Below are 5973 nucleotides of genomic sequence, written 5' to 3'. Positions count from 1 at the left end.
CTACATTTGCATCCCCAATCGCTAGAAGAGCGGCGGGGATGCGGAAAGCGAGAGCTGATAAAGCAGAAGAATGGACTTGACGTGATGATGGATTCTGGTAGAATTCGAAGATGTTTAGAGCTCGTGAGAGGTTTAAAAAAAGAAAAAAAGATTTGACCAGAAAGTTGCAAAGAGGAAAAAGCTTCTTACCTTTGCACTCCCAAAACGAAAGAGGGTTTCGAAAATCGGAAGGATTATCGGAGCGAGATTGAAAGGTTAACAAACTGTGAAAGGTTTAAGACCACGGTTAGTCGAAGACGGAATGGATAAGTGATTTGAAGTTCTGACAGAAGCTAAAACGTTCTTTGAATAGATGGATTGATAGCGGACCCTACTACACTAATCGCTATGAGAGGTGTAGATAGGACGAGTCACATTTCGATGTGGCTCACGATTCTGAAAAGAAATCGAATAAGGGTTAAGGACAAACAAAAATTGGGTGGTCCGGTTCGATCAGCGAAAGTTGGTGAACAGAGGACCCCGGGTTTCCGAGCTTGATGCGAATTAAGTGAGGAGATCATAAGGATTATTACAATGGAGAGTTTGATCCTGGCTCAGGATGAACGCTAGCGGCAGGCCTAATACATGCAAGTCGAACGGCAAGTTGAGTAGCAATACTTGACCTAGAGTGACGTACGGGTGCGTAACACGTATGCAACCTACCCAAAACAGGAGTATAGCTCGGGGAAACTCGAATTAACCCTCCATAAGATAGTAGCAGAGCATTCTGTAGCTATTAAAACTCAGGTGGTTTTGGATGGGCATGCGTTTGATTAGCTAGTTGGTAGTGTAACGGACTACCAAGGCGATGATCAATAGGGGAACTGAGAGGTTGATCCCCCACACTGGCACTGAGATACGGGCCAGACTCCTACGGGAGGCAGCAGTAGGGAATATTGGTCAATGGATGCAAGTCTGAACCAGCCATGCCGCGTGCAGGAAGAAGGCCTTCTGGGTTGTAAACTGCTTTTGTCAGGGGATAAAAAATTCCTTGCGAGGAATATTGAAGGTACCTGGCGAATAAGCCACGGCTAACTACGTGCCAGCAGCCGCGGTAATACGTAGGTGGCGAGCGTTGTCCGGATTTATTGGGTTTAAAGGGTGCGTAGGCGGTCCTATAAGTCAGTGGTGAAATATCGCAGCTTAACTGTGAGGGTGCCATTGATACTGTAGGACTTGAGTGAATTTGAGGTAGGCGGAATTGACGGTGTAGCGGTGAAATGCTTAGATATCGTCAAGAACACCGATAGTGAAGACAGCTTACCAAGCTTCAACTGACGCTGAGGCACGAAAGTGTGGGGATCAAACAGGATTAGATACCCTGGTAGTCCACACTGTAAACGTTGATTACTCGCTGTTGGCGATACACAGCCAGCGGCTAAGCGCAAGCGATAAGTAATCCACCTGGGGAGTACGCCGGCAACGGTGAAACTCAAAGGAATTGACGGGGGTCCGCACAAGCGGTGGAGCATGTGGTTTAATTCGATGATACGCGAGGAACCTTACCTGGACTAGAATGCCCTTGACCGATCCAGAGATGGATTTTTCCGCAAGGACAAGGAGCAAGGTGCTGCATGGCCGTCGTCAGCTCGTGCCGTGAGGTGTTGGGTTAAGTCCCGCAACGAGCGCAACCCTTATCTTTAGTTGCCAGCACGTCATGGTGGGGACTCTAAAGGGACTGCCTGCGCAAGCAGAGAGGAAGGAGGGGATGACGTCAGGTCATCATGGCCCTTACGTCCAGGGCTACACACGTGCTACAATGGCGTATACAAAGTGTTGCAAGCCAGCGATGGTGAGCCAATCACAAAAAGTACGTCTCAGTTCGGATTGCAGGCTGCAACTCGCCTGCATGAAGTTGGAATCGCTAGTAATCGCGCATCAGCAATGGCGCGGTGAATACGTTCCCGGACCTTGTACACACCGCCCGTCAAGCGATGGAAGTCGGGAGGACCTGAAGACAGTAGCTGTAAGGCGCTGTTTAGGGTTAAACTGATGACTGGCGCTAAGTCGTAACAAGGTAGCCGTACCGGAAGGTGCGGCTGGAACACCTCCTTTCTGGATAGACACTTAGGGTGTCACAGAGAACCTTAACTCGAAGATCCGCTATCAATCTAATTTATTCGAAAGTATTTGACTTAAGAAAGAGGACTGTAAAGATCCGGGCTTGTAGCTCAGGTGGTTAGAGCGCTACACTGATAATGTAGAGGTCCGTGGTTCGAGTCCACGCAGGCCCACTAGTTGGGAGCGGGGAAAGGATCAAGGGAACAGCATCAACCAAGTTAGTGGGGTCGCAAGATCTTAGTTAACGTAACTGGGGGATTAGCTCAGCTGGCTAGAGCGCCTGCTTTGCAAGCAGGAGGTCATCGGTTCGACTCCGATATTCTCCACGGAAATTACAGAGATCGCAAGATCGATCCATCCATCTTAAGAAAGAATAAGACAGGTAAGTGAGTCAGATCCGGTTGGGATTTGAGATCAACTACCACGATGTCTGTACCGATGTCGCTACACAAGAGATAAGCCATTTCTAGTAGTCATAAGCGGGGAAATACGGGCAAAGGAGTTCATTGACATATTGGTGAAAGAGTAGTAAAAGTAAGTAAGTAGTGGGTGTTTGTACAGCTATCCGCAAGGGTAGATGACTAACAGACATAAACGAGCGAGCACATAGGATACCACGTTAATTTGATGTGAATCAGATTAACCGAACCTTGAAAGGTAATCGTTAAAAGAAGTAATCAAGGGCGTATGGGGAATGCCTAGGCTTTCAGAGGCGAAGAAGGACGTGATAAGCTGCGATAAGCTACGGGGATTCGCAAATAGAAATTGATCCGTAGATTTCCGAATGGGGCAACCCAGTATATTGAAGATATACTACCTAGCAATAGGAGCAAACTCAGGGAACTGAAACATCTAAGTACCTGAAGGAAGAGAAAACAATTTAGTGATTGCGCAAGTAGTGGCGAGCGAACGCGCAAGAGCCCAAACCTGACCAGTTACGGCTGGTTAGGGGTTATAGGACTACATAATCTGATTAACATTAAGAAGAACTGGGTGGGAAACCAGGCCATAGAGGGTGATAGCCCCTTATTCGTACCGTGTTAAGAAGTGGTAGTATCCTGAGTAGGGCGGGGTCGGAGACGCCCCGTTTGAATTTGCCAGCACCATCTGGTAAGGCTAAATACTCCTGAAAGACCGATAGTGAACCAGTACTGTGAAGGAAAGGTGAAAAGTACCGTGAATAACGGGGTGAAATAGAACCTGAAACCGTACGCCTACAAGCGGTCGGAGCTCTGTGATGGAGTGACGGCGTGCCTTTTGCATAATGAGCCTACGAGTTACTGTCACTGGCGAGGTTAAGTGTCTGGAGACACGCAGCCGGAGCGAAAGCGAGTCTGAATAGGGCGCATAGTCAGTGGGAGTAGACGCGAAACTTTGTGATCTACCCTTGGTCAGGATGAAGTTCCGGTAACACGGGATGGAGGTCCGAACTAGTAAACGTTGAAAAGTTTTTGGATGAACTGAGGGTAGGGGTGAAAGGCTAATCAAACTGAGAAATAGCTCGTACTCCCCGAAATGCCTTTAGGGGCAGTGTGGAGGTTGAGTTTAGTACAGGTAGAGCTACCAATAGGACTAGGGGGAGTCACATCCTACCAAATCCTGATGAACTCCGAATGGTACTAAATATACTCTGCAATGAGGGCATGGGTGCTAAGGTCCGTGTCCGAGAGGGAAAGAACCCAGACCTGCAGCTAAGGTCCCAAAATCTACACTAAGTTGAACTAAGGCGGTTCAGTTGCTTAGACAGCCAGGATGTTTGCTTGGAAGCAGCAATTCATTTAAAGAGTGCGTAACAGCTCACTGGTCGAGCGACAGAGCATCGATAATAATCGGGCATCAAGTGTAGTACCGAAGCTCAGGATTTAGCAGCAATGCTAAGTGGTAGGGGAGCATTCTAACAGCGGAGAAGCAGTATGGTAATGTATTGTGGAGCGGTTAGAAAAGCAAATGTAGGCATAAGTAACGATAAGGCAGGCGAGAAACCTGCCCACCGATAGACTAAGGGTTCCGCGGCAATGTTAATCAACCGCGGGTAAGTCGGGACCTAAGCGGTAGCCGAGAGGCGAACGTGATGGCCAATGGGTTAATATTCCCATACTACCGTATTGAGCGATGAGGTGACGGAGGAGTGACAATTCCGCGAACTGACGAAATAGTTCGTTAAAGGGCGTAGTTATAGGACTGGTAGGAAAATCCGCCGGTTTTGATGAAACCTGATAGTATCTGGAGGCTTCGGCCGAAGGAATAGTGAATGTAAGCAGACTTCCAAGAAAACCCTCTAAGCATATTGATATGGTACCCGTACCGGAAACCGACACAGGTAGTCAAGGAGAATATCCTGAGGTGCTCGAGTGATCCATGGCTAAGGAACTAGGCAAATTAACCCTGTAACTTCGGGAAAAGGGGTGCCTCCCTGCAGCAATGCAGGAGGTCGCAGAGAAATGGCCCAGGCGACTGTTTAACAAAAACACATGGCTATGCGAAATCGAAAGATTAAGTATATGGCCTGACACCTGCCCGGTGCTGGAAGGTTAAGGGGGGATGTTAGCCGCAAGGCGACGCATTGAACTGAAGCCCCAGTAAACGGCGGCCGTAACTATAACGGTCCTAAGGTAGCGAAATTCCTTGTCGGGTAAGTTCCGACCTGCACGAATGGTGTAACGATCTGGGCACTGTCTCAGCCATGAGCTCGGTGAAATTGTAGTCACGGTGAAGATGCCGTGTACCCGTCACGGGACGGAAAGACCCCATGCACCTTTACTATAGCTTCGCATTGACATTGGGTAGATGATGTGTAGGATAGGTGGGAGACTTTGATCCTGTGCCGCTAGGTATAGGGGAGTCAACGGTGAAATACCACCCTTTATTTATCTGATGTCTAATCCGCCAAAAGTGGAGACAGTGCGTGGTGGGTAGTTTGACTGGGGTGGTCGCCTCCGAAAGTGTATCGGAGGCTTTCAAAGGTATGTTCAGTACGCTTGGTAACCGTACGTGGAGTGCAATAGCATAAACATGCTTGACTGTGAGATCGACGGATCGAGCAGGATCGAAAGATGGATATAGTGATCCGGTGGTTCTGTATGGAAGGGCCATCGCTCAAAGGATAAAAGGTACGCTGGGGATAACAGGCTGATCTCCCCCAAGAGCTCACATCGACGGGGAGGTTTGGCACCTCGATGTCGGCTCGTCACATCCTGGGGCTGGAGAAGGTCCCAAGGGTTAGGCTGTTCGCCTATTAAAGTGGCACGCGAGCTGGGTTCAGAACGTCGTGAGACAGTTCGGTCCCTATCTGTGATGGGCGTAGGAAGCTTGAGAGGTCCTGATTTTAGTACGAGAGGACCGAATTGGACCGACCGCTGGTGTACCGGTTGTGGCGTCAGCTGCACCGCCGGGTAGCTATGTCGGGAAGAGATAAGCGCTGAAAGCATCTAAGCGCGAAACTCACCTCAAGATGAGGCTTCCATTAAGGGACGTCAGAGATTATGACGTTGATAGGCTGCAGGTGTAAAGGCAGAAATGTCAAAGCTGAGCAGTACTAATAACCCGAACGCTTCGGGGAGGTGGTTGCAATACACCATCTCCCTAAATAAGACGAAAAGTAAGACTATGTGCTTGCTCAAATCTGCTACTATACTGAAAATATTACCTACTCTTTTGCCAATATTGTCAACGATATTAAACAGCTATGATCAGTTGGATCTTGCTGAAGACCTTAAGGTGACTATGGCGGTGGGGATCACCTCTTCCCATTCCGAACAGAGCAGTTAAGCCCACCAGCGCTGATGGTACTGGGATAACACCCGGGAGAGTAAGTCGTTGCCTTTCTTTTACAAAAGAAGCCTTGATAGAAATATCAGGGCTTTTTTGTTTTAA

At 48.5% G+C, this 5973-nt stretch carries 2 tRNA genes and 3 rRNA genes; all 5 read left to right on the top strand.

From position 1 onward, the window contains the following. Positions 1 to 570: 570 nt before the first annotated feature. Positions 571 to 2094 (top strand): 16S ribosomal RNA (locus tag KK062_RS29610). A 105-nt stretch (positions 2095 to 2199) separates the two neighbouring features. Then, positions 2200 to 2273 (top strand) — tRNA-Ile (locus KK062_RS29605). Between the two features lie 79 nt (positions 2274 to 2352). Further along, a tRNA-Ala gene (locus KK062_RS29600) sits at positions 2353 to 2426 on the top strand. Between the two features lie 341 nt (positions 2427 to 2767). Further along, positions 2768 to 5659: ribosomal RNA gene (locus KK062_RS29595) — 23S ribosomal RNA — on the top strand. A gap of 154 nt (positions 5660 to 5813) precedes the next feature. Next, a 5S ribosomal RNA gene (rrf, locus tag KK062_RS29590) occupies positions 5814 to 5925 on the top strand. Together the 16S, 23S and 5S rRNA genes with 2 tRNA genes alongside form the textbook arrangement of a ribosomal RNA operon. The last annotated feature ends 48 nt before the right edge of the window (positions 5926 to 5973 follow it).

The organism is Dawidia cretensis, assembly GCF_018598175.1.
GTDB classification, from domain to species: domain Bacteria; phylum Bacteroidota; class Bacteroidia; order Cytophagales; family Cyclobacteriaceae; genus Ohtaekwangia; species Ohtaekwangia cretensis.
Note: the sequence above shows the minus strand (reverse complement) of the source record. Positions and strands in the feature narration are given on the sequence as shown.